A 25,992-nucleotide genomic window follows, 5' to 3' on the forward strand; every position below is an offset into this window, starting at 1 on the left:
GCGGGGCCGGTCGTTCTGGGACGATTCCGGCATGGTCCGCAGCCTCGAACCCCTGGTCGTCCGGCACACGCTCCGCGTCCCCGCCCCGAAGGGCCCGGCGGGCGACGGCGGCGTGGCGGCGCGGCGGTTCGACGCCGCGCTGATGTCGGTCGGCTTCAAGCTCTCGGCGGACCTGCTGGAACACCTGTCGGGCCTGGCCGCCGGGACCGTCATCGACACCGCCGCGCACACGCTGCGCACCGTCCGCGGCATGGTCGGCGACCACGTCCAGCACAACGCGTACTTCATCGACTTCCCGGACAACGTGCCCGACACGTTCGAGTTCTGGATGGGGCTGGTCGCGAAGACGTTCGCCGACGACGTCCACCGGACCCGCGCGGAGACCCGGCTGAGCAGCGGGGTGCTGAACCTGCTCGCCCTGCCCGGCTACGGCGAATACCAGCACACCTACACCGAGATGCTCGCCCACCACGACGAGCTGATCGCCGCCGCGGGCGACCGGGTGACGGTCCTGCACCTGGGCGGCGACCTGGACGCGGAGGCCACCGCCCTCTACCTGGCGCTCGCCGGGAGCGGCACGCCGCTCGGCGAGGACGGCCTGCGCGACCTGGCCGTCCTCGCCGAGCACCGCGCGGACGGCCCGCAGCCCGACACGATCCCGGTCCGCGAGAACCGCGCCGTCGTCAACCGGGTCCGCCTGGACCTCGGCGCGGACCTGCTGCTGGACACCGTCACCGACGTCCTCCGCCTGGCCTGCGCGCTGTCCGGCGGCGACGTGACCCTCCAGGAGCCGACGCGCTTCGCGAACCTGCCGCGCCGCGTCCGCCGCGCCCTGCTGGCGGGCCTGGACGCCGTCGTCGCCGCCGACCCCGCCAAGCTCGCCGACGTCAACGCCCACCGCGAGCCGTGGAAGCGCCTCGGCGAACGCCTCCACCCGCACGAGTACCCGCGCTGGCCGCACGCCGCCGACGTGTTCGCCGTCGCCCGCGGTGAAAAGACCGCGCGGACGTTCGACAGCCGCGTCGAGGAACTGCTCGCCGAGGGCGACGTGGCCGGAGCCGTCACGCTGCTGGAGAACGCCCCGGGCAGGCTGTACCGCGCCCTGGACCGCCTGCTGCGCACCGCGTCCACGCGCGACGAACGCGACCTCGTCCTGACCGCCGCCGAGCGGGTCGCCGACCGCGTCTCCGGCCGTGTCGTGCTGTCGGTCCGCGAGCACTTCCAGAACCGCGCGGCCGAGACCGGCGTGACCCGCGTGTTCACCAACCGCCTCGGCCGCGCCTGGACGACCCCCGACCACCGCCTGACGGTGCCGTACGCCGCCGTCGAGCGCCTGAACGCGCTGCTGGACGCCGAGACCGCCCGCCGCCTGCCCGGGGTGCTGCCCGGTCCGGTGCTGGTCGACCCGGCGGTCCTCGACGTCGCCCTGCCCCTCAGCGGCAAGGCGGCCGGAACGGGACTCGGCGTGCTGCCGCGCGGTTCGGCCGCGGAGGTGGAGGGCGAGCTGCTGCGGTTCTTCGTCCACTGGAGGCAGACCGGCGCCCGCACCGACTACGACCTGTCGGCGCTGCTGCTCGACGAGGACTACGGCGCGCTGGGCTGGCTGGACTACACCGCGCTCACCTCCGCCGAGGGCGAGCACTCCGGCGACATCACCGACGCGCCCGACGGGGCGTCGGAGTTCATCAACCTGCGCCTGGGGGCCGTGCGGGGGGCGTTCGTCGTCCCGCAGGTCAACATCTTCGCGGGGGAGGGCTTCGAGGAGGTCGCCGAGTCGTTCTTCGGCTACATGCTGCGCGACGCCGAGCAGAAGGGCCGCCCGTTCGAGCCGCGCACCGTGCGCACGAAGTCGGAGCTGCGCGGCCCCGGCCGGGTGGCGCTGCCGCTGGTGTTCATGCGCGGCGACGGCGACGACTGGTACGTCAAGTGGCTGCACCTGTACCTGCGCGGCCTCCCGTGGGGCAACCAGGTGTCGGGGCACCGCCTGACGGTCGGGAGGCTGGTGCGCGCCGTCGTCCGCCGCCGCCACCTGACCGTGCGGTACCTGACGGGCCTGCTGGGGGACCGCGTCACGCTGTGGGACGGCCGGAGCCTGCCCGGCGGCCCGGTCACGTTCGTCGGCCTGGAACGCCCGGGCGGCCTGCCCGACGGCTCGCGCGCGATCACCCCGGAAAACCTGCGCGACCTGGTCCCCGCCTAGCTGCTACGGTGACCGTGGCGAGGCCATGAGGGGGCTTCCTTCTCACACCTTCGTACCTAGCCCCCTCGCTCTCCTCGCCCCTGACGTTCCGTCAGGAGGCGCCGAACAGCGCCCCGGCGTAGTAGGTGACGGCGGCCGCCAGCAGGATGATGAGCAGCTGGCGGACCGCCCCGTAGGGCACCGAGCGTCCGCTGGAGCGCGCCACGACACCGCCCACCACCAGCCCCGCCAGCCCGGTCGCGGCGACCGACAGCACCTCCCCCGACTCCCCGCCGGTGAACAGCCACGGCAGCAGCGGCGCCAGCGCCCCCAGCGAGAACAGCAGGAACGACGACACCGCCGCCGTCCACGGCGACCCCAGCTCCCCGGGGTTGATCCCGACGACCCGGCGGGCCGCCACGTCCAGCAGCCGCCCGGGGGCGTGGCGGACCTCCGCGACCGCCGTCCGCGCCGTCGCGTCGCTGTAGCCGGCCTCGCGCAGCTCGTACTCCAGCCGCCCGGCCACCACGCCCGGATGGTCGCGCACCAGGTCCCGCAGGTCGGCCAGCACGCCCTTGAACAGCTCCACCTGCGCGGTCACCGAGATCCACTCGCCGGCCGCCATCGACACCGCGCCCGCGACCAGCCCGGCCAGGCCCGCCAGCCGCACCGCCGTCTGGTCCGACCCGGCCCCGGCCACGCCCAGGATGATGCAGAGCGTGCTGACCAGGCCGTCGTTGACGCCCAGCACCGCCGCCCGCGCCGCGCCCTGCTGCACCTCGGCCGCGCGCCTGGCCAGCAGCGCCGTCGCCGCCTGTTCCGAACCGGCCGCCATCCCACCCCCCGATGATCTTCTCGGGGGGACCTACCCGCCGGGGGAGCGGGTGAACAGCGCCTCCAGGCACGGCACCATGCGCTCGTCCAGCTCCTCCACCGGGACGTCCATCTCCCGCGCCAGGTGCTCGCGGAACAGCGTGTACCCGTAGATCACCGAGGCGAGCGCGGCGTGCGCGGCGTCCACGTCGCCGGTGGCCAGCGCGCCGCGCTCGGCCTCGGCCGCGAGTCCGGCGCGGCCCGCGCCCCGGTTGGGCAGGATGCGGGGCCGGTCGTCGCCGTCCAGCACCAGCAGCGTGACCAGCCGGATGGCCTCGGGGCGCCGGACGTTCGACAGCAGCAGCCGCGCCAGGCGGTCGCGCATCGGCCCCGCCGAGGCCGCCGCCGCGTCGGCGGCGTTGCGCCGGGCCTGCCGCCGCAGCGCCGAGCGCAGCAGCGCCCGCCGCGACCCGAAGTACTGGTACACCAGGCCCCGGTTCACGCCGGCCGCGTCGGCGACCTCGCGCAGGTTCAGCCCGGCGAGGACGCCGCCCTCGCGCAGCAGCCGCAGGGCGGCGTCCCGCAGCGACTCCTCGGTCGCGGCGCGGTCCCGTGCCGGACCGCGCCGCGCGGGCGGGGCGGTCACGCCTTCGGACCGCCCGCCACATAGATGACCTGCCCGGACACGAACGAGGCGTCCTCGCTCACCAGGAACGCGATCGTCCCGGCGATGTCCTCGGGACGGCCCACCCGCCGCACCGGGATCTCCCGGGCGGCGGCGGCCTGCATCTCCTCGAAGTCCACGCCGATCCGCTCGGCCGTCGCCGCCGTCATCTCGGTGACGACGAACCCGGGCGCGACGGCGTTCACCGTCACCCCGAACCGGCCCAGCTCGACCGCCAGGGTCTTGGTGAAGCCCTGCAGGCCCGCCTTGGCGGCCGAGTAGTTGGCCTGGCCGCGGTTGCCCAGCGCCGAGGTGGACGACAGGTTGACGACGCGGCCCCATCCGGCGTCGGTCATGTACCGCTGCACGGCGCGGCTCATCAGGAACGCGCCGCGCAGGTGGACGGCGATGACCGCGTCCCAGTCGTCGTCGCCCATCCTGAACAGCAGGTTGTCGCGGATGATCCCGGCGTTGTTGACCAGTACCACCGGCGGGCCGAGCTCGGCGGCGATCCGCGCCACCGCCGCCTCCACCCGCTCGCGGTCGGCCACGTCCACGCCCACGGCCAGGGCGCGCCCGCCGTCGGCGGCGATGCGCTCGACGGTCGCGGCGCACGCCGCCTCGTCCAGGTCGCACACGGCCACGGCGAATCCGTCGCGGGCCAGCCGCGCGGCCGTGGCCGCCCCGATCCCGCGCGCGCCGCCCGTGACGACCGCCACCCGCTGCCGCTCGGTCATGTCGTTCCTCCCTGACGTCCGGATCCGACGGTCACCCGGCCTCAGACCCCGAGGTCCTTGGCGATGATGGTCTTGAGGACCTCGCTGGTGCCGCCGTAGATGCGGGTCACGCGGGCGTCGGTGTACAGCCGCGCGATCGGGTACTCCAGGATGTAGCCGTAGCCGCCGTGCAGCTGGAGGCACTTGTCGACCACCCGGGCCTGCACCTCGGTGCAGAACAGCTTCACCTTGGCGGCGTCGGCCGGGGTCAGCTCGCCGGCGTCCAGGGCCTCCACGGCGCGGTCCACCATCGACTGGGCGGCCTCGACCTCGGTGGCGCACTCGGCCAGCACGAACTTGGTGTTCTGGAACGACGCGACCGGCTTGCCGAAGACGTTGCGCTCCTGCACGTACCGCTTGGCGAACTGGACGGCCGCGGCCGCCGACGCGTAGGAGCTGGCGGCGATGCCGAGGCGCTCCTCGGCCAGGTTGTGGACCAGGTACTCGAACCCGCGGCCCTCCTCGCCGAGCAGGTCCTCCACCGGCACCCGCACGTCCTGGAACGCCAGCTCGGCGGTGTCGGAGCTGCGCAGGCCGATCTTCTCCAGCTTGCGGCCGACCGAGTAGCCCTCGCTCCCGGTGTCCACCACCAGGATCGACAGGCCCGCGCGGCGGTTCTCGGCGGTGGGCGGGGAGGTGCGGGCCACCACCAGCACCCGGTCGGCCAGCACGCCGCCGGTGATGAAGGTCTTGGCGCCGTTGAGGACGTAGTGGTCGCCGTCCTTCCTGGCGGTGGTCTGCATGCCCGCCAGGTCCGAGCCGGTGCCCGGCTCGGTCATCGCGATGGCGGTCATCATGTCCCCGGACACGAAGTCGGGCAGCCAGCGCTTCTTCTGGTCCTCGCTGCCGTACTTGAGCAGGTAGGGCAGCACCAGGTTGACGTGCACGCCGTAGCCGCCGAAGCTCACCCCGGCGCGGGCGCACTCCTCGGAGACGATGAGCTGGTACTTGAAGCTGGTCTCGCCCGCGCCGCCGTACTCCTCGGGGACCTGGATGCCGAACACGCCCAGCTCGCCGAGCTTGTTGTAGAACCCGCGCGGCGGGTGACCGGCGTTCTCCCAGTCCTCGTAGACCGGGGCGACCTCGGCCTCGATGAAGTCCCGGATCATCTGCCGGAAGGCCTCGTGGTCCTCGTTGAAGATCGTACGGCGCATGCTCAAGCCCTTCGTGTCCGCGCTTTCCGGGGTAACTAGCGGAACGCTAACCACCTTCGAACGAGATTCTAGTTCGTCGTGGCGGTCATGAACAGCCCACCTCCGGGGCACCATCCCGATCATGATCGGACTCACTCGGCGGGCGGCCGGCTGGACCGCGCTCGCCCCCGTCCTGGCCCTGCTGGCGCTGGCCCTGACCTGGGGCCGCGAGCTGCCGGCCGTGCTGGTCGCCGTGGTGGCGGTGCTGCTGGCCGGGGCCGTGCTGGCGGCGGTGCACCACGCCGAGGTGGTCGCGCACCGGGTGGGGGAGCCGTTCGGGTCGCTGGTGCTGGCGGTGGCGGTCACCGTCATCGAGGTCGCCCTGATCCTCAGCCTGGTCGCCTCGGGCGGCCACGGCAGCGAGGCGCTGGCCCGCGACACCGTGTTCGCCGCCATCATGATCACCTGTAACGGGATCGTCGGGCTGTGCCTGACGGCCGGGACGCTGCGCCGCCGCGTCGTCGCGTTCAACGCCGAGGGCTCGGGCGGGGCCCTGGCCACCGTCGCCACCCTGGCGACCCTCAGCCTGGTGCTGCCGACGTTCACCACCAGCCGCCGCGGACCGGCGTTCGCGCCCGAGCAGCTCGCGTTCGCGGCGGTGTGCTCGCTGGCCCTGTACGGGCTGTTCGTGCTCACCCAGACCGTGCGGCACCGCGACTACTTCCTGCCGGTCACCGCCGAGGGCGAGGTCATCGACGAGGACGGGCACGCCGCCCGGCCCTCCGGCGCCCGCACCCTGGCCAGCCTCGCGCTGCTGCTGGTCGCGCTGGTCGGCGTCGTCGGCCTGGCGAAGGTGGAGTCCCCGGTGATCGAGTCGGCGGTCGCCGGGGCGGGCCTGCCGCACGCGGTGGTCGGCGTCGTGATCGCCCTGCTGGTCCTGCTGCCCGAGACCCTGGCCGCGCTGCGCGCCGCCCGCCGCGACCGCCTCCAGACGAGCCTGAACCTGGCGCTGGGCTCGGCCATGGCGAGCATCGGGCTGACCATCCCCGCCATCGCCGTCGCCTCGATCTGGCTGTCGGGCCCGCTGGTGCTCGGCCTGGACGCCACCCACATGGTGCTGCTGGCCCTCACCGTCGTGGTGTCCACCCTCACCGTCGTGCCGGGCCGCGCCACCCTGCTCCAGGGCGGCGTCCACCTGGCGCTGTTCGCCGCGTTCCTGTTCCTGGCGGTCAGCCCGTGACGATCACCCCCGGACGGCCACCGGGGCCGCCGGAAGGTTCGGAGCCGGGGGTTTTCGGACAGTGGCCGGATCAGGCCACCACGGGAGGCCCGCCTGCGGGGGCGGGGCGGCCGGCGCCGGGGAACGGCCGTGCCGGCGGGCCCCGGGGAGCCGGGGTCAGGGAGGGGGAGAACCCGGGTGGAGCCTGGGAAATGAAAAAGCGGCGCCGGGTGGATACGGGGGCAATCCACCCGGCGCCGCACATCGGTGTTCCGACGGGGGCCCGGAACACCGGTACGGGCGCTCCGACGGGGGACCAGAGCGCCGGAACAAATCGTACACCGAAACCCCCCGGTTCAAGTCAAGAGATAGTCACGACCCGATTTCGGACCGCTGTCCGGAAATGCCCTTCTGGTACCCCTGCCCCGGACCGGAGAACCGCGCCGTCGGCTGCGGCTCGCGCCCCCCGTTCGCGAAGATCACGCTGATGTACGGCAGGAACAGCGCGCCCACCACCAGCAGGCCCACCGCCCACAGCGGCGCCCCGAGCATGGCGGCGGCGACGGCCCCCACGAAGCAGACCGTCCGGATGCTCATCGACAGCAGGTAGCGGCGCTGCCGGTGGCCGATGTCCTGTGACAGGGGGAGCGGAGCGTCGGTGACCGTGTAGATCTCGGCCTGACGACGAGGATTGGCCTTCACCCTTCCACGGTAAGCCCCCAGGTGGGAAACGACGACACCAGGAGGGCCCATGAGCGACCGCACGTACCGGGTGACCGAGATCGTCGGTACCTCGCCGGAGTCGGTGGAGCAGGCCGTGCGCAACGGCATCAGACGCGCCTCGCAGACCCTGCGGCACCTGGACTGGTTCGAGGTGACCGAGGTGCGCGGCCAGATCGTGGACGGCGAGGTCGCCCACTTCCAGGTCGGCCTGCGCGTCGGCTTCCGCCTGGAGGACACCTGAGCGGCCCGGAGAGCGCGCGGCGGCGCTCCCCGGACCTTCTCCAGGCGCCATGGGCGGCACCGGGGCGACGCGGTACCCGGCGGTGACGGCTGCTCGGCCCGCCTACTCGGCCTTGCTCACCGTGGACATGTGGAAGTCGCCCACGCGGATCGCGGGCATCCTCGTCCGGGTGAAGTAGTCCGACCACTCGCGCGGCAGCGTCGGGACCGACGCGCCGACCTCGGACAGGCGGCCCAGCAGGTCCACCGGGCTCTCGTTGAAGCGGAAGTTGTTCACCGCGCCGACGATCTCGCCGTCCTCGACCAGGTAGACGCCGTCGCGGGTGAGGCCGGTCAGCAGCAGGCTCTGCGGGTCCACCTCGCGGATGTACCACAGGCAGGTCAGCAGCAGGCCGCGTTCGGTGCGGGCGACCATGTCCTCCAGGGACGCCCCGCCGTCGGGCCCGGCCATGACCAGGTTGTCGATCGCGGGGGTGAGCGGCAGGCCGGTGCGGTCGGCCGAGTGGCGGGTCTGGGTGAGCGAGGTCAGGGTGCCCTCGCGGATCCAGTCGGTGGCCGCCAGCGGCAGGCCGTTGTCGAACACCGAGGACTCGCGCGTGGAGGCGTGCGCGATCACGAACGGCGCGGCCTGCAGCCCGGCGGCGTGCGGGTCGCTGGACAGGGTGACCGGCAGGTTCGCCAGCTTCTCGCCGATCCGGGTGCCGCCGCCGGGCGCGGAGAACACCGTGCGGCCGTCGGCGGCGTCGCGGGCCCCGGCCGACCAGTACAGGTAGATCATCAGGTCGGCGACGGCGCTGGGCGGCAGGATCGTCTCGTAGCGCCCGGCGGGCAGGTCGATCCGGCGCTCGCCGCGGGCGAGGCGCCGGGCGAGGTCGTCGGTGAGGGCGGTGACGTCCACGTCGGTGAAGTCGCGGGTGGCGACGCCGGACCAGGCCGAGCCGCTGGCGCCCTTGGCGTTCAGCTCCAGCAGGCCGGTGGGCTGGTCGTGGCGCAGCCGCAGGCCCGCCGAGGAGCCGAGGAACGTGGAGGTCACCACGTGGTTGGCGAACCCGTACAGCCTGCGGCCGCCGGACTCGGCGCGGGCGAAGGCCTCGCCGAGCGCGGGCGCCAGGCGCCCGTAGACGTCGATGCCGGTCTCGGCGGGGGCCTCGTCCCAGGAGCCGCCGCCGGGCGACTCGGTGATCAGGGGCGCGGCGTCCTCGGCGGGCTCGTTGCCGTCGGCGACGGCCTCGGCGGCGCGCACCAGGTCCTCGATGTCGTCGGCGCCCACGGCGGCGCGCGACACGACGCCGGAGGCGACGCCGCCCGGCTTGCGCCGCAGGGCGATGACGGTGAGGCGGTTGGAACGGGTGACGCCGTTGGTGGTCAGGGTGTTGCCGGCCCAGCGCAGGTTCGCGGTGCCGGTCTCGTCGGCGATCACGATGCAGTCGTCGGCGCGCGACAGCGACAGCGCCCGCTCGACGGCGTCCTGCGGCCTGATGACGGTCACTGGCCGCCCTCCTTCACGGCGTTGAGGATGTTGACTCCGCGGAACAGCGCCGACGGGCAGCCGTGGCTGACCGGGGCGACCTGGCCGGGCTGGCCCTTGCCGCAGTTGAACGCGCCGCCCAGCACGTAGGTCTGCGGACCGCCCACGGCCTCCATGGAGTTCCAGAAGTCGGTGGTGGTGGCCTGGTAGGCCACGTCGCGCAGCTGCCCGGCCAGGCGGCCGTTCTCGATCCGGTAGAAGCGCTGGCCGGTGAACTGGAAGTTGTACCGCTGCATGTCGATCGACCAGCTCTTGTCGCCGACCACGTAGACGCCGCGGTCCACGCCGGAGATCAGCTCCTCGGTGGAGGGGCCGTCCGGGGCGGGCCGGAGGGACACGTTGGCCATGCGCTGGATCGGCATGGAGGAGGCGGCGTCGGCGAACGCGCAGCCGTTGGACCGCTCCTGGCCGGTGAGGCGGGCGATGCGCCGGTCGGTCTGGTAGCCGGTGAACAGGCCGTCGGTGACGATGTCGAACCGCTGGGCCTGGACGCCCTCGTCGTCGTAGCCGATGGTGGCCAGGCCGTGCTCGGCGGTGCGGTCGCCGGTGACGTTCATGACCGGCGAGCCGTACTGGAGCCTGCCGAGCTTGTCGGGCGTGGCGAACGAGGTCCCGGCGTAGGCGGCCTCGTAGCCGAGGGCGCGGTCCAGCTCGGTGGCGTGGCCGATCGACTCGTGGATGGTCAGCCACAGGTTCGACGGGTCGACGACCAGGTCGTAGGTGCCGGCCTCCACCGACGGCGCGGCCAGCTTCTCGGCGAGCAGCTCGGGCATGCGGGCCAGCTCGCCGGCCCAGTCCCAGTGGTCGCCGGTCAGCCACTCCCAGCCGTACCCGGCGGGCGGCGCGAGGGTGCGCATGGTGTCGAACGCGCCGTCGGCGATCCCCACGGCGTTGATCACCGGGTGCAGCCGGACCCGCTGCTGGGTGATGGCGTTGCCGTTCAGGTCGGCGAAGAACTTGTTCTCCTTGACCTGGAGCAGCGAGGCGTCGACGTGCTGGACGCGCGGGTCGCCGAGCAGGCCGCGGCTCCATTCGGCCAGCAGCGCGACCTTGTCGGGGGTGGGCACGGCGAACGGGTCGATCTCGTAGGAGGAGACCCAGGCGCGTTCGCCGTGGACGGGCTCGGGGGCCAGCTCGATGGGCTCGCGGTTGACGGCGGCGGCGACCCGGGCGACCTCGACGGCCTGCGCGGCGACCCGCGCCGCGCCCTCGGGCGTCAGGTCGATTCCGGCGGCGAAGCCCCAGGTGCCGCCGGCGACGACGCGGACCGACAATCCCACGTCGTCGGCGTCCAGGGCGGTCTCCAGGGCGGCGTCGTGGAGCCGCAGGGTCTGGCTGCGGATGCGTTCGACGCGGAGGTCGGCGTGCTCGGCGCCCAGTTCCCGGGCCCGGCTCAGGGCCGCGTCGGCCAGCGCCCGCAGCGGCAGCGCGGTGAAGGCGGGATCGATGTCATGCACCTTCCGCAACCTACCCCGACACCCGGTTCGGCCGCGCGAACAAAAGCGGGTCGCGGGATCTTGTCGGAACGACACATCACCCCGGCGGTTCCCGGCCGATACGCTCAGGGCCTGTTGTGTGACACAGGGCACCGCAACAGACCGAGAAAGCGAACGAGAGGTTCGAGAATGAGTCGCTCCGTCCTCGTGACCGGCGGTAACCGGGGCATCGGCCTGGCCATCGCCCGCGAGCTCGCCGCCGCCGGAGACAAGGTGGCGGTCACCTACCGCTCCGGGGAGCCGCCCGAGGGCCTGTTCGGCGTGCGGTGCGACGTGACCAGCAGCGAGGACGTCGACGCCGCGTTCGCCAAGGTCGAGGCCGAGCAGGGCCCGGTCGAGGTCGTGGTCGCCAACGCCGGGATCACCAAGGACACCCTGCTGGCGATCATGAACGAGGAGACCTTCACCTCGGTCCTGGACACCAACCTCACCGGCGCGTACCGGGTGGCCAAGCGCGGCGTGAAGGGCATGATGCGCAAGCGCAACGGCCGCATCGTCCTGGTGTCGTCGGTCGTGGCGATGCTGGGCTCGCCCGGCCAGTCCAACTACGCCGCCTCCAAGGCCGGGCTGATCGGGTTCGCCCGCTCGCTGGCCCGCGAGCTCGCCTCGCGCAACATCACCGTCAACGTGGTCGCGCCCGGTTTCGTCGACACCGACATGACCGCCGCGCTGACCGAGGACCAGCAGGACGGCATCCGGGCCGCGATCCCGCTGGGCCGCACCGCGCGGCCCGAGGAGATCGCCAAGGCCGTGCGCTTCCTGGCCGGTGAGGACGCCGCCTACATCACCGGGGCCGTGATCCCGGTGGACGGCGGCCTGGGAATGGGGCACTGAGCGCATCATGGGAATCCTCGAGGGCAAGCGGATCCTGGTCACCGGCGTCCTGACCGACGCCTCCATCGGCTTCCACATCGCGCGCGTCGCGCAGCAGGAGGGCGCCGAGGTCGTGCTGACGGCCTACCCGCGGCCGACGCTGACCCAGCGCACCGCCAAGCGGCTGCCGTCCGGGCCCGACAGCCCGCCGCCGGTGCTGGAGCTGGACGTGATGAACACCGAGCAGCTCGACGGCCTGGCCGACGCGCTGCGCGGCGTCGGCTTCGACCGGCTGGACGGCGTCGTGCACGCCATCGGCTTCGCGCCGCAGACCGCCCTGGGCGGCAACTTCCTGGAGACCCCCTGGGAGGACGTGGCGACCGCGCTGCACGCCTCGACGTACTCGCTGAAGTCGCTGACGATGGCGTGCCTGCCGCTGATGGGCGACGGCGGCTCGGTCGTCGGCCTGGACTTCGACGCCACCAAGGCGTGGCCGGTGTACGACTGGATGGGCGTGGCCAAGGCCGGCCTGGAGTCGTGCTCGCGCTACCTGGCCAAGTACCTGGGCCCGCGCGGCATCCGCGTGAACCTGGTGGCGGCCGGCCCGCTGGGCACCATGGCCGCCAAGTCGATCCCCGGCTTCGAGACCATGACCGACCTGTGGCCGAAGGCGGCCCCGCTCGGCTGGGACATCAAGAACAGCGAGCCGACCGCGAAGGCGGCGGTGGCGCTGCTGTCGGACTGGTTCCCGGCGACCACCGGCGAGATCGTCCACGTCGACGGCGGCCTGCACGCGATGGGCGCGCCCGAGTAACGCCCCGGCGGAACGTGACGGGTCCCGCCCCCCGGTGGGGGAGCGGGACCCGTCCGGCGTTCCGGGGCCGGTCAGCCGCGCGGGCGGCGCAGGCGGCGGCCGACGGCGCTCAGGTTCACGCCCAGCATCGCGCCCGCCGCGCCCGCGGCGGCGGCGACCCACACCATCTCGGTGGAGTCGTGGTCGGCGGCGGCCACCGGCGAGATCAGCCGCGTCTGCGGCACCGCGCCGGACGGGGCCGGGAACGCGCCGGGGTCGGCGACCTGCGGGGTGGGCAGCACGCCCGGCAGGTTCGCCGGGGCGGGGGCGTCACCGGGCTTGTAGGGCCGCAGGCCCTCGGGCTGGTTCATCGGGGCGGCCCCGCCGGGGGCGGAGGGGTTCCCCTGCGGGACGCGCACCTTCGGCGCGCCGTCCCTGGGCTTGGGCCGCGACTTGTCCTTGTCGACCTTGGCCGGGGGCTTGGTGCTCGGCTTCGGCTTGGGGGTCGGTTTCGGGGTGGGCTTGGGCTTGGGTTTGAGGCTGTCCTGCCAGTTCTTCCACTGGCACTTCCAGTTCTCGATCGTGCTGGCCGGGTCGGTGCCCTTCTTGCACTGCGTGGTGCCGGCCGTCCCCGCGTGGGCCGCGGGCGCGCCCAGGAACACCAGTGCCAGGGTTCCGGCCGACACCGCCGTCGCCGATCCGAGCCGCCGGAACCGTCGTTGCTGGGGCATCTCACTCCTCTGCCTGCCGATGTCGTGCCTGCCGATCTCGTGCCTGCCGGTGCCGCGGCAGGGACCCGCCCCGCCGCGCCCGTGTTGTTGACGTCCGGTCCAACGAGCGGGGAACGCCACGGTCACGGCAGTGTTCAGATCGTGCCTCAATCACCCCCGTCAGTAAACACTGACACAGGGTTTTCTCAAGCCCCGGCAGGCGCGGTGGCGGCGGAGCGTCAGCCGACCACCAGGCGTGCCAGCCGGGTGCGCCGCGCGGGGACCCCGGTCTCCCGCACCGCGCGGGCCAGCGCGGGACCGGCCGCCTGCACCACCGACAGGTGCCGCAGGGCCAGGCCGAACGCGGTGGCCACCAGCGGTCGCGACAGCTCCCCGCCCTCGGCCAGCACCGCCACCACCGCCGGGCGGCGGACGCCCCGGGCCAGCGCCACCGGGACCGCCCAGCCGTGCCGCAGCCGCGCGGCGTCGGCCGGGGCGACGGTGGCCTCCCCGCCCGCGAACGCGACCCGCAGGCCCTCGGCGTCGGCGCCGGTCACCGTTCCCGGCTCGCCGACGGCCGCCGGGGCGAGCGGCGCGGCGACCACGACCCGGTCGCCCACGTCGAACCCGCCGAACCGGCCCGGCCCGGCGTTGAGCCTGGCCTTGAGCGCCGCGTTGAGCGCGGTCGCGCCCGCCTCGCCGCCGGCCGCCGGGGCGACTACCTGCACCTCGTCCGCCGGGATGCCGAGGGCGCGGGGGATGGAGTCGGTGACCAGCTGCACGGCCCGGTGCACCGCCTCGGCGCCGCCCGCCGCCGGGACGATCACCACCTCGCGGTCCGGGGCCTCGACCGCGACCAGCTCCCCGCCCCGCACGGCCGCCGTGAGCGCCGCCAGCGGCCCGCCGGGCCCCGCGGGCTCCAGCTCCACCACCGGGACGGTCTCCGACGCCTCCAGGTCGTCCAGGATCCGCCCGGGACCGGCCGGCGGCAGCGCGCCCGGCTCGCCGCCCAGCACCAGGTGCGCGCCGTCGGGAAGGGCCTCCACCAGCACCGCGCACAGCTCGACGTCCAGCCACGCCGCGTCCGGGACGACCGCCAGGTCGAGTTCCAGGGGGTCCTGCTCGCCGCGTCCGAAGACGACCGCCCCGGGCGCGGCCCCGGCGTCCGGCTGGGGCTCCAGCAGCCGGTGCAGCCCGGCCACGGCCCCCTCGGGCAGGTCCGCGCCCTCGGCCAGGTCGGCGGCGGCGCGTTCGGTGGGGGTGACGACGGCGGCGCGCAGGCCGTGTCCGGCGGCGGCCCGCACCAGCGTCAGCGCGGTCTCCGCCAGGTCGCCGGGCGCGCCCCGCCAGACCGTCACCCCGGTGCGCAGCGCCGCCGACAGCGCCAGCGAGCGGTCCTCGGGCAGCCCCGCCCGCGCCTGCTTGATCGTGGCGTTGTCCAGCAGGTCCGACGCCGTCAGCCGCAGCCGCAGCAGGCCCTCGCCGGCCGCCTCCTCGGCCACCGCCCACCGCGTCAGGGCGAGGTTCTCCTCCGGCTCGGGCAGGTCCTCGTCCTCGGGCGCCGCCTCGTCGAACTCGGGCTCCTCGGTGACCACCAGCACCTCGCCCTCGTCCAGCGCCGCCTCCACGGCCGCGCGCGGGTCGGGCACCCGCGCCCGCTCCAGGGCCGTCAGGACCTGCTCGGGCGGCGTGATGGTGTGGCCCTGCCGGGCGGCCTCGGTCAGCAGCGACAGCACCAGCGCCCGGCCGCGCCGCGGGTCGTCGGGCCGGGCCGCCTCGCCCAGCACCGCGCGGGCGAAGTGGTCGGCCTGCGCGGGCGTCACGCCCGGCACCCGCAGCAGCGCCCACGGGTCCTCGCGCAGCCGCGCGGCGGCGCCCGCTCCGAGGCGCGCGGCGGCCCGCGCGGCGAGCGGCGCGGGCGCGTCCACACGGGTGAACAGTTCGGTCAGGTCGGCAGGAATGTCGGTCACGGGCTTTCCGTACGGGTGGTCGGGTGCGTTCGGCGGGACCGTCCGAGGGTGTCACGGACGGCACGGCCGGTCACGGATGGACGGCGGCGATGTCGGAGACCGGGTCGGAGACGTCGTCGAGCGCGGCGCGGATCTCCTGCGGCAGCGTCAGCGCGTCGCTGGCGAGCGCCTGGGCCAGCTGCGCGGACGTGCGGGCCCCCACGATCGGCGCGGCGACGCCGGGCCGGTCCCGCACCCAGCTCAGCGCGACGCTGAGCGGCGTGACGCCGAGGCCCTCGGCGGCGGTCACCACCGACTCCACGATCCGGCCGCACTCCTCGTCCAGGTACGGCTGGACGAAGTCGGAGAAGTGGGGGTTGGCGGCCCGCGACCCGGCGGGCAGCCCGGTGCGGTACTTGCCGGTCAGCACCCCGCGCCCCAGCGGCGACCACGGCAGCAGGCCCGCACCCGCGTCCAGCGTCGCCGGGAGCAGCTCGCGCTCGACGTCGCGGCGCAGCAGCGAGTACTCGGCCTGCACCGCCACGACCGGGGCGCGCCCCGGCCACGCCCGCTGCCAGGCGGCGGCCTTGGCGACCTGCCACCCGGTGTAGTTGGACACCCCCACGTACCGGGTGCGTCCCGACACCACCGCCTCGTCCAGCGCCGACAGCGTCTCCTCCAGCGGCGTCGCCGGGTCGTAGACGTGCAACTGCCACAGGTCGACGTACTCCATGCCCAGCCGGTCCAGGGAGGCGTCCAGCGCGGCCAGCAGGTGGCGGCGCGAGGCGTCGTAGCGGCCGTCGGGCCGGATCGCCGACTTGGTGGTGACGACCATCTCGTCGCGGCCCACCACCTCGCGCAGCAGGTGCCCCAGGATCCGCTCGGCGTCGCCGTCGCTGTAGACGTCGGCGGTGTCCACCAGCGTGCCGCCCGCGTCCACGAACGCGGTCAGCTGCGAGGCGGCCTCGTCGGGCTCGGTGTCCTGGCCCCAGGTCATGGTGCCCAGCCCCAACCGGGACACCAGCAGGCCGCTCCGCCCGACGTGACGCTCTTCCATGCCGGTCAATCTAGCGGCCCCCGGGACCGGTCCACCCGCCGGTCGCCCGCCGCCACCGGCGCGGGGAGTTCGTCCTGTTGATGGTGGTATGGCGGGCGATGTGCGGGGAACGCGGCATCGGCGCAGGTCATGGCGGTGAGCGGGCGTCCGGCACGGCCGCCCGATCCGCGCCGCGCTAGACCGTGTTTCAAAGCCCTGGCCCACGGCGCTCGCCTGGCGGCTCGCACCTCACCAGGGCTCGGCGAGCGCGACATCGCTTCGCGATCTGACCTGCGGGCCCTCGCCTTCGGCTGCGGGCCCGCAGGTCAGGTAACGCGCTCGCGTGCGCGGCTGAGGCCCACTTTGAAACAGGCCCTAGACGCCGGCGGGCGGGTCCTGGGCGGCCGGCAGCGCGGCCGGCAGCGCGGCCAGCGGCGCGGCCAGCGGGGCGGGCGGGGCTGGCAGGGCGCCTTCGGGCCAGGGCTTGAGCCGCGGACCGAAGTGGATCAGCAGGGTGATCAGCAGGATCCACAGCAGCACCAGCGTGATCACGGTGATGGGCCAGATCTTGTGCGGCCGGTCGCGGCGCGTCATCACAGCCACCCGCTCTTGCGCAGCCGCAGGTAGACCAGCACGCAGACGGTCACCATCACCGCCAGCATCAGCGGATACCCGTACAGCCACCGCAGCTCGGGCATGTAGTCGAAGTTCATCCCGTAGAACCCCGCCAGCATCGTCGGCACCGCCAGGATCGCCGCCCATGAGGAGATCTTGCGCATGTCCTCGTTCTGCTGCTTGCCGAGCAGCGCCAGGTGCGCCGTCAGCACGCTGTTGAGCAGTTCGTTGTGCGCGTCGACCTGCCCGTCCACGCGCAGCAGGTGGTCCAGCACGTCGCGGAAGTACTCGCGCACGGTCTCGCACGCCGTGACCCGGCCGCGCGTGATGTCCTGGAGCACCGGGATCAGCGGGTCCTGCGCGGTGCGGAACTCCAGCACCTCGCGCTTGAGCGAGTAGATGTCCTCGATGACATCGGGGCTGCCCGGCCGGAACACCGCCCGTTCCAGCTCGATGATGTCGCGTTCCACCTCGTGCACGATATCGCTGTAGGCGTCCACCACCGCGTCGCACACCGCGTACAGCACCGCCGCCGGGCCGTGGTCCAGCATCTTCGGGTCGGCCTCCAGCCGCTTGCGGACCGAACCGAGCGGGTTGCCCGCGCCGTGCCGCACCGTGACCACGAAGTCCGGCCCCAGGAACAGCATGATCTCGCCGACCTCGATGTCGGAGGTGGCCTCCTGGTAGGCCAGCGTCTTCACCACCACGAACAGGGTCTCGCCGTAGTGCTCCAGCTTCGGCCGCTGGTGGGCGTGCACGGCGTCCTCGGCGGCCAGCGGGTGCAGCCCCAGCTCCTCCTTGACGTGCCGGAACTCCTCGGCGGAGGGTTCGTGCAGGCCGATCCACACGAAGCACTTCTCGTTCTCCTCGGCGGCCCGCTGGCGGGCGGCGTCGAAGGCGTCGCTGATGTCGCCCTCGATGGAGCGCCGCACGCCCCTGGAGTAGATGGCCTGGTCAACGATCACAAAGCTGTCCTCACGCGTCTCGGGGGGCCGGAGGCCGGGGCCCGTCCCCGACCTTAGGGGACGATGATGAACGATCCGCCGCGGGCGTCGCGACCCCGGGCGTCTCGTAGAGTTCCCTACCGTGACGACGCTGCTGCTGGTGCGGCACGGGCTGACCGCGTTGACCGGCCCCGTGCTGGCGGGGTGGACCCCCGCCCTGTCCCTGGACGACCGCGGCCGCGCCCAGGCGCGGGCGGTCGGCGAACGGCTGGCCGGCCTGCCGCTGGCCGCCGTGGTGTCCAGCCCCCTGGACCGCTGCCTCCAGACCGCCGAGGCGGTCGCCGCCGCGCACGCCGACCCGGTCGGGAAGATCGAGGTGGACGAGCGGTTCGGCGAGGTCCGCTACGGCGACTGGACCGGCCGCCCGCTGAAGGAGCTGGCCGAGGAGCCGCTGTGGCGGGTCGTGCAGGCCCACCCCAGCGCCGCCCGCTTCCCCGGCGAGGACGGCGAGTCGCTGGCCGCCGCCCAGCACCGCGCCGTGGCCGCCGTGCGCGACTGGAACGCGCGGATCGCCGCCGAGCACGGCCCGCACGCCGCCTACCTGGTGTGCAGCCACGGCGACATCATCAAGGCGATCGTCGCCGACGCGCTCGGCCTGCACCTGGACCAGTTCCAGCGGATCGAGGCCGCGCCCGCCTCCCTGACCGTCATCCGCTACACCGAGCTGCGGCCGTTCCTGGTGCGCCTCAACGACACCGGCGGGAACGTCGACAACCTCCTGCCCCCGCCCCCGGACGACCGGGGCGGCGACTCCGGCGCGCCGCGCGGGGGAGAGGGTGACGCGGCGGTGGGCGGCGGAGCGTAGGGTCATTGTCATGCCGGTCATCTCCTATGAACTGCCCGACAGGTTCGTGGCGGGCACCGTCGGGCGGCCCGGGGAGCGCTCGTTCTACCTCCAGGCCCGCGCGGGCCGCCGTGTCACCAGCGTCGGACTGGAGAAGTTCCAGGTGACGCTGCTGGCCGAACGGCTGGAGGAGCTTCTGGACGAGGTGCTGCGGCGCAGCGGCGGGGAGGCGGCGGTGCCCGCGGTCACCCCGGTCGAGCTGCGCGACGACGCGCCGCTGGACCAGCCGGTGGAGGAGGAGTTCCGGGTCGGCGCGATGGCGCTGGCCTGGGACCCCGACGAGCAGCGCGTGCTGATCGAGGCGCGCGAGGCCACCGAGGCCGAGGACCCCGAGGCCGCCGAGGCCGCCGAGGATCCCGACGACCCCGACGACCTGGACGACCTGGAGGCCGACGACCCTGCGGTCGCGGTGCTGCGGGTGAGCCTGACCGCCGCGCAGGCCCGCGCGTTCGCCGAGCGCGCCCTCCAGGTGGTGGCGGCGGGCCGTCCGCCGTGCCCGCTGTGCGGCCTGCCGCTGGACGCCGCCGGGCACGTCTGCCCCCGGCAGAACGGCTATCTGGGCTGAGATGCGGACACCGGCTGACAAGCGGACACCGGCGGACACCGCGCCGCGCTGGATCATGAACGCGGCGACCCGGAGAATGGGGCCATGACCCAGTCCTCCCGGGATCGCACGCCTGCCGGCGGCCGCACGGTCTCCCCGCACGACACCGAGACGGCCGAACGGCTGCTGGCCCGCGGGCGGCTGACCGTCGAGGGCCGGCTCGTGCAGGCCAGCAACGCCACCCTGTACTGCCAGGTCGAGTGGGAGGGACTGCGCGCCGCCTGCGTCTACAAGCCGGTGGCGGGCGAGCGCCCGCTGTGGGACTTCCCCGACGGCACGCTGGCCGAACGCGAGGTCGCCGCCTACGAGGTGGCGCGGGCGACCGGCTGGGACCTGGTGCCCCCGACCGTGCACCGCGACGGCCCCTACGGGCCCGGCATGGTGCAGCTGTGGGTCGAGCCCGACCCCGACATCGACCTGGTCGCGCTGTCGCGCTCCGACGACCCGGCGGTCCGCCGGATGGCGGTGTTCGACGCGATCATCAACAACGCCGACCGCAAGATCGGGCACCTGCTGCCGCCCGGCGACGGCCACGTCTACGGCTGCGACCACGGCGTGTGCTTCTCGGTGGACTACAAGCTGCGGACCGTGCTGTGGCAGTGGCGCGGCAAGAAGCTGACGCCCGAGGCGGTCGAGGCCCTCGGGCGCGTCGGGACCGCCCTGCGCGGCCCCCTCGGCGAGCGGCTGGGGGAGCTGCTCACCTCCGCCGAGGTGGACGCCACCCGTCGCCGCGTGGAGATGATGCTCAAGCACCGCATCCACCCCTACCCGCCGGAGGACTGGCCCGCCGTACCCTGGCCGCCCCTGTGACCCGGTGAACCCGTGAGCCCGTGACCTCGGGCGGGACTGCCGACGACCCCCCGCGTGCGGGCGTTTTGTCGGCCGGTGGTCAAATTGCTGCCATGTGTACGGCGATCGTCAGCGTTGACCCCGCCTCCCCGGTTCCCGTCCTGCTGGTCGGCGTCCGGGACGAGTTCGTCACCCGGGCCTGGCAGCCGCCCGGCCGCCACTGGCCCGACCGCCCCGCCCTGGTCGCCGGGCGCGACCTGCGCGCGGGCGGCACCTGGTTCGCCGTCGACCCCGGCGCGCCGCGTGCCGCCACCGTCCTCAACGCCCCCGGCCCCCTGGTCCCTGAGGAGCACCGGCTGTCGCGCGGCGAGCTGCCGCTGCGGCTGGCCGCCGACGGCAAGCTCGGCGATCTGGAGCTGCCGCGCCTGGACCCGTTCCACGCCCTGTGCGCCGAGCCTGACAGCGTCCGCATGTGGAGCTGGGACGGCGCCAGGCTGGCCGAACGCGCCCTCGGCCCCGGCCTGCACGTCATCGTCAACAGCGGCCTGGAGGCCGAGGCCCACCGCGAGGGGGCCCTCGAGGACGCCTACATGATGGCGCGCCTGACCCACTTCCGGCCCCGCCTGGCCGCCACCGGGCGCCCCGAGCCGCTGCCCGGCCACGGAACGGTCCGGCAGGCGTGGGGCGGATGGCTCCCGCTGGTGGAGGGCGACGGGCTGGAGCGCGCCGACCGCCGCGCCCTGCTGCCGCTGGTGGACATGGGCGAGGGCCGCGTCTGGGGCACCACCTCCGTCAGCCTGGCCGCGCTCACCCGCGACGCGGTCCGCTACGACTTCTCCGCCGAGCCGGGCGACCCCGGCTCCTGGACCTCCGTCCTCTGAGCCCCGTTCGACCGATCCTCGCGGCCGCCGCCGCATCTCTCACCGTGGGTGCTAGTTTGACTACCTACCGCGATCTTCGGGGTGGTGAGGCCCCGGAACGCGGCGCACGACGGTCGTCACGGGGACTGGGGAGAACGGATGGCGGCAGGGCGACGGGGGACCGCGGCCGTCGCGGGCCTGGGCACGCTGGTGCTCGGGCTGGCGGCCTGCGGCGGGGGGACGCGGGACGGGGACGGCGGCGGCACGCTGCGGCTGGTGGGCGCCTCCGACGTCGACCACCTGGACCCCGCCAGCGCCTACACGCAGTGGAGCGCCGGCCTGGTCCGGCAGTTCGCCCGGACGCTGTTCGGCGTCCGGGCCGCCGACACCTTCGCCGAGGCCGTCGAGGTCCGGCCGGACGTCGCCGCCGAGCTGCCCACCGTCCGCAACGGCGGCGTCAGCGCCGACGGGCGGACCTACACCATCAGGCTGCGGCCGGGCGTGCGCTGGAACACCCGGCCCCCGCGCGAGGTGACCGCCGCCGACTTCGTGCGCGGCCTCAAACGGGTCTGCAACCCCGCCCAGCCGGCCGGCGCCAGGGGCTACTACACCGGCACGATCGTCGGGATGGACGCGTTCTGCCGGGGCTTCGCCGGCGTCGACGCCGGGAACGCCGCGGCGATCGCCGCGTACCAGAACGAGCACGAGGTCGAGGGCCTGAAGGCCAGGGACGCCCGGACCCTGGAGATCAGGCTCAAGCGGCCCACGCAGGACTTCGTCGAGATCCTCGCCATGGGCTTCGCCGCCGCCGCGCCCGCCGAGTACGACCGGTACGTGCCCGACAGCGCCGAGTTCCGCGTGAACACCGTCTCCAACGGCCCCTACCGGATCGGCTCCTACACCCCCGGCAAGCGCTACGTGCTGGAGCGGAACCCGGCCTGGCGGCAGGAGTCGGACCCGCTGCGCGGGCAGGGCCCCGCCCGGATCCAGATCACCCTGGGGCAGGACTCGCCCGAGGCGGTGCAGCGGCGGCTGGAGGAGGGCACCGCCGACCTGGCCTGGGACCAGACGGTGCCGGCGGCCCGGATCCCGGCGCTGCGGTCCCACCCCAACTTCAAGATCATGCAGGGGTCGTCGCTCGACCCCTACCTCGTCTTCAACACCCTCAGCCCCAACAACGGCGGGGCGCTGGGCCGCCGGGAGGTCCGCCGGGCGATCGCGTACGCGATCGACAAGGCCGCGCTGGTCCGGCTGCGCGGCGGCCCCGGCGTCGGCGAGGTCCTCCACCAGGCGATCCCGCCGCGCAGCACCGGTCACGAGCCGTTCAACCCCTACCCGACGCCGGGCGACGCGGGCGACCCCGACCGGTGCTGGAAGATGCTCGTCGCCGCCGGATACCCCAACGGCCTGAAGCTGAGGTTCCCCTACCGCACCAGCGGCGACCACGCCCGGATCGCGCAGTCGCTGCGGGCCGACCTCAAGGAGTGCGGCATCGATGCCGAGCTGGTCGCCGACTCGGCCGGGACGCTCTACAACACCACCCTGGTCACCCCGGCCGACGCCCGCGCGGGCCGGTGGGACGTCGCCGCGCCCGACTGGCACCCCGACTGGTACGGCGACAACGGCCGCACCATCGTCCCGCAGCTGTTCGACGGCCGCCTGTACGGCCCCAACTCCGCCAACTTCGGCGGGTACGACAACGACGAGGTCAACCGCCTCATCGACCGGGCCCTGGCGGCCGGGGACGAGGACGAGGCGCGGCGGCTGTGGGCGCGGGCCGACCGGCTGATCATGGCCGACGCCGCGATCGTGCCCCTGATGAGCCGCAACCAGCCGGTCTTCCACTCGTCGCGGGTACGGGACGCCAGGTACCTGCCGCACTTCCAGACCTATGACGTGAGCCTCGTGCGCCTGGCGTGACCCCCCGGAGGTCGACCCGTGAATCTGCCGGAACCGGAGACCGGGCCCGCCCCGGCGCGGGGGCGGCCGGCGTGGCGGAGGTTCCGCCGCGACGGGCAGGCGGTCGCCGCGCTGGCGGTGCTGGCGCTGGTCACGGCGTTCGCGCTGATGGCGCCGGTGTGGGCGGCCTGGACCGGGCACCCCTACGACGCCACCTTCCCCCGGGAGGGCCTGGACGCGGTCGGGCGGCCGGTGGGGCCGGGCGCGGAGTTCTGGCTGGGCGCCGACCAGCTGGGCCGCGACGTGCTGGTCCGCGCCGCCTACGGGGCGCGGGTCTCGCTGGCGGTGGGGGTCGCGGCGGCGGCGCTGGCGGCGCTGCCGGGCGTGGCCGTCGGTCTCCTGGCCGGCTATGCCGGCGGCGCGGTCGACACCGTGATCACGCGGCTGCTGGACATCACGCTGGCGCTGCCCTCCCTGCTGGTGGCGATCACGCTGGCCACCACGTTCCCGGTCACCTCGGCCACGGCCGGCCTGGTCATGACGGTCCTGGTGATCGCGTTCTTCTCGGTCGCGGCGTTCGGCCGGGTCATCCGCGGCCAGGTGATCGCGCTGCGGGAACGGGAGTTCGTCGCGGCGGCCCGCGCGCTGGGCGCGGGCCATCTGCGGATCATGGCCGTGGAGCTGCTGCCCAACCTGACGGCGCAGATCACCGTGCTGACCTCGCTGCTGGTCCCCACCGCGATCGTGGCCGAGGCCACGCTGTCGTTCCTGGGCGTCGGGGTGCGCCCGCCCACGCCCTCCTGGGGCTCGATGCTCGGCGAGGGCGGGGAGGTGTTCCGGACCGCCTGGTGGCTGCTGGCGGTGCCCGCCGCGCTGCTGCTGCTGACCACCCTGTCGTTCAACCTGGTCGGCGACGGGGTCCGGGACGCCCTGGGCCCCCGCCCCGGCCGGGCCGCCGGGCGGGGGTGAGCCGCCGGTGACGGGCTTCGTGATCCGCCGCCTGCTGTACTCGCTGGTGGTGCTGTGGCTGGTGTCCACGCTGGTGTTCGCGTTCCCGCACCTGTCGCCGGTGGCGGTGGAACGGGTCGTCGGCGGCCCCCGGGCCACCGCCGACGACCTGGCGCAGATCCGTAGCAACCTCGGCCTGGACCGGCCGGTCCCGGTCCAGTACGGCGACTTCCTCGCCCGGCTGCTGCGGGGCGACCTCGGCGACTCCCACGTCAACGGCGCCCCGGTGGCCGCCCTGATAGCCGAGCGGCTGCCCACCACGCTGCTGCTGGTGCTGGGCGCGGGGGTGCTCTGGTTCACCGGCGGCGTCGTGATCGGCGTGTACGGCGCCACCCGCGCGCGGCGGGCCGGCGACCGCGCCGCCACCGCGCTGGTGCTGGCCGGGCTGTCGACGCCGCCGTTCGTGATGGCGCTGGTGCTGCTGCACGTGTTCTCCACCGGGCTCGGCGAGGCGGGGATCGGCTTCTTCGAGGCCGGGCCGCCGTCGCGGGAGCGCCTCCTGCAGCGGATGGTCCTGCCGTGGACCGCGCTGGCGTTCCTGATGGCCGCCGCCTACGCCCGGCTGACGCGCGGCGCGATGCTGGACGTGCTGGGGGAGGACTACGTCCGCACCGCCCGCGCCAAGGGCCTGCCCGAGCGCCGCGTGGTGTACCGGCACGCCCTGCGCTCGGCCCTGACCCCGGTGGTCACCCAGCTCGGCGTCGACGTGGGCGCGCTGGCCGGCTCGACGGTCGTCATCGAGAAGGTGTTCGGCCTGCAGGGCGTGGGCCAGCTGGTCCACCAGTCGATCACGCTCGGCGACACCCCCGTGATCATCGGGGTGACGCTGCTGGCGACGGTGTTCGTGGTGGTCGCGAACCTTCTGGTGGACGTGGGCTATTCGGTGCTGGACCCGCGGGTGCGGCTCCCCTGACCGGCGGAGCCCGCCGGGGGCGCGGGGGAGGCGTCCCCCTCCGGGAAAACCGTGATCTTTGGGATGATCTCGCTGTAAGGCCATGAACAGGGCGGGGCTAAGCTTTCCGTTATGCGATCGTGGTCCGCACCCGAAGTGCCGAAACTGTCCGACGCCGGCCTGCCGGAAGCCTCCCGCCCCCTGGCCCTGCACGACACCGGACAGGGCGCGGTGCGGCCCACCGCGCCGGGCGGGACGGCCCGGATGTACGTGTGCGGGATCACCCCCTACGACGCCACCCATCTGGGCCACGCCAACACCTACCTGACGTTCGACCTGGTCAACCGGGTGTGGCGGGACCTCGGGCACCGCGTGCTGTACGTGCAGAACGCCACCGACGTCGACGACCCGCTGCTGGAGCGCGCCGAGCGCGACGGCATCGACTGGCGCGAGCTGGCCGACCGCGAGATCGAGCTGTTCCGCGAGGACATGACCGCGCTGCGGATCCTGCCGCCCGACCACTACATCGGTGCGGTCGAGGCGATCCCGCTGGTCGTCGAGATGGTGGAGCGGCTCAAGGGCAAGGGCGCCGCCTACCAGGTGGACTCCGACATCTACTTCCCCGTGGCCGCCGACCCCACGTTCGGGTCGGTGAGCCGGCTGGACCGGGAGGAGATGCTGCCGCTGTTCGCCGAGCGCGGCGGCGACCCCGACCGCGAGGGCAAGCGCGACGCGCTCGACCCGCTGCTGTGGCTGGCGCAGCGGCCCGGCGAGCCGGGCTGGGACTCGCCGTTCGGCAAGGGCCGCCCCGGCTGGCACATCGAGTGCGCCGCGATCTCCCTGGAGTACCTGGGGATGGCGTTCGACGTCGAGGGCGGCGGCTCGGACCTGGCGTTCCCGCACCACGAGATGGGCGCCTCGCACGCCCAGCTGGCCACCGGGGAGCACCCGCACGCCCGGGCCTACGTCCACGCGGGCATGGTCGGCCTGGACGGCGAGAAGATGTCCAAGTCGCGCGGCAACCTCGTGTTCGTGTCGCGGCTGCGGCGGGCGGGCGTCGACCCGATGGCGATCCGCCTGGTGCTGCTGTCGCACCACTACCGCAGCGACTGGGAGTGGACCGACGAGCAGCTGGAGGCCGCCGCCGCGCGCCTGGAGCGGTGGCGCGCGGCGTCCGGCGCGGCGTCCGGCCCGGCCGCGGACGCCGTCGCCGCGCAGGTCCGCGACGCCCTGGCCGGGGACCTGGACGCCCCGGCGGCGCTGGCCGCCGTGGACCGCTGGGCCGAGCGGGCCCTGGCGGGCGAGGGCGGCGACACCGCCGCCCCCGGGCGGGTGCGGGCGCTGGTCGACGCCCTGCTCGGCGTGGCCCTCTGAGCGGCGCTCGGGGCGGCGCTCGGGGCGTCCC

General features: G+C 74.3%; 25 protein-coding genes. 13 read left to right on the forward strand and 12 right to left on the reverse strand.

What is annotated here, in order from left to right; genetic code table 11:
* Nucleotides 1–31 precede the first annotated feature (31 nt).
* Nucleotides 32–2,200: a TerD family protein gene (locus tag HNR61_RS34625; protein ID WP_182847347.1), complete on the forward strand. Its 2,169-nt coding sequence runs from the start codon at nucleotides 32–34 to the stop codon at nucleotides 2,198–2,200.
* A gap of 91 nt (nucleotides 2,201–2,291) precedes the next feature.
* On the opposite strand, the gene HNR61_RS34630 is transcribed toward HNR61_RS34625, so the two are convergent.
* Genes HNR61_RS34630 through HNR61_RS34645 form a run of 4 tightly spaced genes read right to left on the reverse strand, consistent with a single transcriptional unit; the run spans nucleotide 2,292 to nucleotide 5,586 of the window.
* Nucleotides 2,292–3,014, reverse strand: coding sequence for a VIT1/CCC1 transporter family protein (locus HNR61_RS34630; protein ID WP_182847348.1), 723 nt, complete (start codon nucleotides 3,012–3,014; stop codon nucleotides 2,292–2,294).
* A gap of 30 nt (nucleotides 3,015–3,044) precedes the next feature.
* Nucleotides 3,045–3,638: a TetR/AcrR family transcriptional regulator gene (locus HNR61_RS34635; RefSeq protein ID WP_182847349.1), complete on the reverse strand. Its 594-nt coding sequence runs from the start codon at nucleotides 3,636–3,638 to the stop codon at nucleotides 3,045–3,047.
* A complete protein-coding gene (gene fabG, locus HNR61_RS34640; RefSeq protein ID WP_182847350.1) occupies nucleotides 3,635–4,393 on the reverse strand; it encodes a 3-oxoacyl-ACP reductase FabG in 759 nt (252 codons plus the stop codon). The genes HNR61_RS34635 and fabG overlap by 4 nt, the downstream gene beginning before the upstream one ends.
* A gap of 41 nt (nucleotides 4,394–4,434) precedes the next feature.
* Complete coding sequence (locus HNR61_RS34645; RefSeq protein WP_182847351.1) at nucleotides 4,435–5,586, reverse strand: acyl-CoA dehydrogenase family protein; 1,152 nt, start codon at nucleotides 5,584–5,586, stop codon at nucleotides 4,435–4,437.
* Between the two features lie 121 nt (nucleotides 5,587–5,707).
* On the opposite strand from HNR61_RS34645, the gene HNR61_RS34650 reads away from it, so the two are divergent.
* Nucleotides 5,708–6,805 carry a calcium:cation antiporter gene (locus HNR61_RS34650; RefSeq protein WP_182847352.1) on the forward strand — a complete coding sequence of 366 codons (1,098 nt, stop codon included), beginning with the start codon at nucleotides 5,708–5,710 and terminating at the stop codon, nucleotides 6,803–6,805.
* A gap of 351 nt (nucleotides 6,806–7,156) precedes the next feature.
* Here the strand turns inward: HNR61_RS34650 and HNR61_RS34655 are convergent, their stop codons facing one another.
* Nucleotides 7,157–7,486, reverse strand: coding sequence for a DUF3099 domain-containing protein (locus HNR61_RS34655; RefSeq protein WP_312898245.1), 330 nt, complete (start codon nucleotides 7,484–7,486; stop codon nucleotides 7,157–7,159).
* Nucleotides 7,487–7,535: 49 nt separating this feature from the next.
* Between HNR61_RS34655 and HNR61_RS34660 the strand changes: the two genes are divergently transcribed.
* Nucleotides 7,536–7,748, forward strand: coding sequence for a dodecin (locus HNR61_RS34660; protein ID WP_067827335.1), 213 nt, complete (start codon nucleotides 7,536–7,538; stop codon nucleotides 7,746–7,748).
* A gap of 102 nt (nucleotides 7,749–7,850) precedes the next feature.
* Here HNR61_RS34660 and HNR61_RS34665 read toward each other — a convergent pair whose 3' ends face one another.
* Both HNR61_RS34665 and HNR61_RS34670 read right to left on the reverse strand, forming a co-directional pair.
* Complete coding sequence (locus HNR61_RS34665; protein ID WP_182847449.1) at nucleotides 7,851–9,227, reverse strand: metallopeptidase TldD-related protein; 1,377 nt, start codon at nucleotides 9,225–9,227, stop codon at nucleotides 7,851–7,853.
* Nucleotides 9,228–9,232: 5 nt separating this feature from the next.
* Nucleotides 9,233–10,732 (reverse strand): TldD/PmbA family protein, encoded by a 1,500-nt coding sequence (locus tag HNR61_RS34670; protein WP_182847354.1) that lies wholly within the window; start codon nucleotides 10,730–10,732, stop codon nucleotides 9,233–9,235.
* Nucleotides 10,733–10,900: 168 nt separating this feature from the next.
* On the opposite strand from HNR61_RS34670, the gene HNR61_RS34675 reads away from it, so the two are divergent.
* On the forward strand, nucleotides 10,901–11,605 hold the full coding sequence (locus HNR61_RS34675) for a beta-ketoacyl-ACP reductase (protein WP_182847355.1): 705 nt from the start codon (nucleotides 10,901–10,903) through the stop codon (nucleotides 11,603–11,605).
* A gap of 7 nt (nucleotides 11,606–11,612) precedes the next feature.
* A complete protein-coding gene (fabI, locus tag HNR61_RS34680; protein ID WP_182847356.1) occupies nucleotides 11,613–12,398 on the forward strand; it encodes an enoyl-ACP reductase FabI in 786 nt (261 codons plus the stop codon).
* Between the two features lie 71 nt (nucleotides 12,399–12,469).
* Here fabI and HNR61_RS34685 read toward each other — a convergent pair whose 3' ends face one another.
* The 5 genes from HNR61_RS34685 to corA all read right to left on the reverse strand — a co-directional run bounded on the left by HNR61_RS34685 (nucleotide 12,470) and on the right by corA (nucleotide 17,652).
* On the reverse strand, nucleotides 12,470–13,108 hold the full coding sequence (locus HNR61_RS34685) for a hypothetical protein (RefSeq protein ID WP_182847357.1): 639 nt from the start codon (nucleotides 13,106–13,108) through the stop codon (nucleotides 12,470–12,472).
* Between the two features lie 218 nt (nucleotides 13,109–13,326).
* Nucleotides 13,327–15,057, reverse strand: a complete 1,731-nt coding sequence (locus HNR61_RS34690) for a helix-hairpin-helix domain-containing protein (RefSeq protein WP_182847358.1) — start codon at nucleotides 15,055–15,057, stop codon at nucleotides 13,327–13,329.
* A 70-nt stretch (nucleotides 15,058–15,127) separates the two neighbouring features.
* Complete coding sequence (locus HNR61_RS34695) at nucleotides 15,128–16,093, reverse strand: aldo/keto reductase (RefSeq protein ID WP_182847359.1); 966 nt, start codon at nucleotides 16,091–16,093, stop codon at nucleotides 15,128–15,130.
* Nucleotides 16,094–16,447: 354 nt separating this feature from the next.
* A complete protein-coding gene (locus HNR61_RS34700; RefSeq protein ID WP_182847360.1) occupies nucleotides 16,448–16,666 on the reverse strand; it encodes a hypothetical protein in 219 nt (72 codons plus the stop codon).
* Complete coding sequence (gene corA / locus HNR61_RS34705; protein ID WP_182847361.1) at nucleotides 16,666–17,652, reverse strand: magnesium/cobalt transporter CorA; 987 nt, start codon at nucleotides 17,650–17,652, stop codon at nucleotides 16,666–16,668. The genes HNR61_RS34700 and corA overlap by 1 nt, the downstream gene beginning before the upstream one ends.
* Nucleotides 17,653–17,773: 121 nt before the next feature.
* On the opposite strand from corA, the gene HNR61_RS34710 reads away from it, so the two are divergent.
* From HNR61_RS34710 to mshC, 8 genes are all read left to right on the forward strand, one after another.
* Nucleotides 17,774–18,496 (forward strand): Rv2135c family putative phosphatase, encoded by a 723-nt coding sequence (locus HNR61_RS34710; protein WP_182847362.1) that lies wholly within the window; start codon nucleotides 17,774–17,776, stop codon nucleotides 18,494–18,496.
* A 10-nt stretch (nucleotides 18,497–18,506) separates the two neighbouring features.
* The gene (locus HNR61_RS34715) at nucleotides 18,507–19,100 is read left to right on the forward strand and encodes an Rv2134c family protein (RefSeq protein ID WP_182847363.1); all 594 of its coding nucleotides are present in this window, start codon (nucleotides 18,507–18,509) and stop codon (nucleotides 19,098–19,100) included.
* Between the two features lie 84 nt (nucleotides 19,101–19,184).
* Entirely contained in the window at nucleotides 19,185–19,949 is a 765-nt protein-coding gene (locus tag HNR61_RS34720; protein WP_182847364.1) for an Rv2133c family protein, read from the forward strand.
* A 92-nt stretch (nucleotides 19,950–20,041) separates the two neighbouring features.
* Nucleotides 20,042–20,809 (forward strand): NRDE family protein, encoded by a 768-nt coding sequence (locus tag HNR61_RS34725; protein WP_182847365.1) that lies wholly within the window; start codon nucleotides 20,042–20,044, stop codon nucleotides 20,807–20,809.
* A 138-nt stretch (nucleotides 20,810–20,947) separates the two neighbouring features.
* Nucleotides 20,948–22,708, forward strand: coding sequence for an ABC transporter substrate-binding protein (locus HNR61_RS34730; protein WP_182847366.1), 1,761 nt, complete (start codon nucleotides 20,948–20,950; stop codon nucleotides 22,706–22,708).
* An 18-nt stretch (nucleotides 22,709–22,726) separates the two neighbouring features.
* Complete coding sequence (locus tag HNR61_RS34735; protein WP_312898246.1) at nucleotides 22,727–23,656, forward strand: ABC transporter permease; 930 nt, start codon at nucleotides 22,727–22,729, stop codon at nucleotides 23,654–23,656.
* Nucleotides 23,657–23,663: 7 nt separating this feature from the next.
* Nucleotides 23,664–24,608 carry an ABC transporter permease gene (locus HNR61_RS34740; RefSeq protein WP_182847367.1) on the forward strand — a complete coding sequence of 315 codons (945 nt, stop codon included), beginning with the start codon at nucleotides 23,664–23,666 and terminating at the stop codon, nucleotides 24,606–24,608.
* Between the two features lie 111 nt (nucleotides 24,609–24,719).
* Nucleotides 24,720–25,961, forward strand: a complete 1,242-nt coding sequence (gene mshC / locus HNR61_RS34745; protein WP_182847368.1) for a cysteine--1-D-myo-inosityl 2-amino-2-deoxy-alpha-D-glucopyranoside ligase — start codon at nucleotides 24,720–24,722, stop codon at nucleotides 25,959–25,961.
* The last annotated feature ends 31 nt before the right edge of the window (nucleotides 25,962–25,992 follow it).

The organism is Actinomadura kijaniata (genome assembly GCF_014138665.1).
Classification (GTDB): Bacteria; Actinomycetota; Actinomycetes; order Streptosporangiales; family Streptosporangiaceae; genus Spirillospora; species Spirillospora kijaniata.

Coding starts and splice junctions, on each gene's coding strand:
- HNR61_RS34625 (WP_182847347.1), top strand. CDS start 32: ATGGTCCGCAGCCTCGAACCCCTGGTCGTCCGGCACACGCTCCGCGTC.
- HNR61_RS34630 (WP_182847348.1), bottom strand. CDS start 3,014: ATGGCGGCCGGTTCGGAACAGGCGGCGACGGCGCTGCTGGCCAGGCGC.
- fabG (WP_182847350.1), bottom strand. CDS start 4,393: ATGACCGAGCGGCAGCGGGTGGCGGTCGTCACGGGCGGCGCGCGCGGG.
- HNR61_RS34645 (WP_182847351.1), bottom strand. CDS start 5,586: ATGCGCCGTACGATCTTCAACGAGGACCACGAGGCCTTCCGGCAGATG.
- HNR61_RS34650 (WP_182847352.1), top strand. CDS start 5,708: ATGATCGGACTCACTCGGCGGGCGGCCGGCTGGACCGCGCTCGCCCCC.
- HNR61_RS34660 (WP_067827335.1), top strand. CDS start 7,536: ATGAGCGACCGCACGTACCGGGTGACCGAGATCGTCGGTACCTCGCCG.
- HNR61_RS34675 (WP_182847355.1), top strand. CDS start 10,901: ATGAGTCGCTCCGTCCTCGTGACCGGCGGTAACCGGGGCATCGGCCTG.
- fabI (WP_182847356.1), top strand. CDS start 11,613: ATGGGAATCCTCGAGGGCAAGCGGATCCTGGTCACCGGCGTCCTGACC.
- HNR61_RS34685 (WP_182847357.1), bottom strand. CDS start 13,108: ATGCCCCAGCAACGACGGTTCCGGCGGCTCGGATCGGCGACGGCGGTG.
- HNR61_RS34695 (WP_182847359.1), bottom strand. CDS start 16,093: ATGGAAGAGCGTCACGTCGGGCGGAGCGGCCTGCTGGTGTCCCGGTTG.
- HNR61_RS34700 (WP_182847360.1), bottom strand. CDS start 16,666: ATGACGCGCCGCGACCGGCCGCACAAGATCTGGCCCATCACCGTGATC.
- HNR61_RS34715 (WP_182847363.1), top strand. CDS start 18,507: ATGCCGGTCATCTCCTATGAACTGCCCGACAGGTTCGTGGCGGGCACC.
- HNR61_RS34720 (WP_182847364.1), top strand. CDS start 19,185: ATGACCCAGTCCTCCCGGGATCGCACGCCTGCCGGCGGCCGCACGGTC.
- HNR61_RS34725 (WP_182847365.1), top strand. CDS start 20,042: ATGTGTACGGCGATCGTCAGCGTTGACCCCGCCTCCCCGGTTCCCGTC.
- HNR61_RS34730 (WP_182847366.1), top strand. CDS start 20,948: ATGGCGGCAGGGCGACGGGGGACCGCGGCCGTCGCGGGCCTGGGCACG.
- mshC (WP_182847368.1), top strand. CDS start 24,720: ATGCGATCGTGGTCCGCACCCGAAGTGCCGAAACTGTCCGACGCCGGC.